At 58.0% G+C, this 269-nt stretch carries 1 pseudogene; it reads right to left on the reverse strand.

Going from position 1 to position 269, the window contains the following annotated elements:
- Window positions 1–220, reverse strand: a pseudogene (locus tag SB764_RS40685) (MerR family transcriptional regulator); the annotation flags it as partial.
- Window positions 221–269: the final 49 nt, after the last annotated feature.

Consider the following 269-nt stretch of genomic DNA (forward strand, 5'->3'; position numbering starts at 1 on the left):
GGTCCCGCGCAAGGTGCTGGGCCGTCCTCGCACGACGCAGCGCCTCGCCGCTAAAGCGCCACTCGTGCGGCTCAGCGCCTTTCGGTTCAAATGCGCCTTCCGATACCCAAAGGTTCAGCTCGTCTTCCGAGGCACCGCTGATCCGACACAATTCAACGAGTGTGAACTCAACGCTCTCGTCGACGATCTGGCCTTCCATAAAGACACGGGATTCTTTCATCGTGAGTTACTCATAAAAATGCGCGCGAGCGTCGAAATTAACCGCCTGG

The organism is Paraburkholderia sp. SIMBA_027, assembly GCF_046535315.1.
Taxonomy (GTDB): Bacteria; Pseudomonadota; Gammaproteobacteria; order Burkholderiales; family Burkholderiaceae; genus Paraburkholderia; species Paraburkholderia tropica.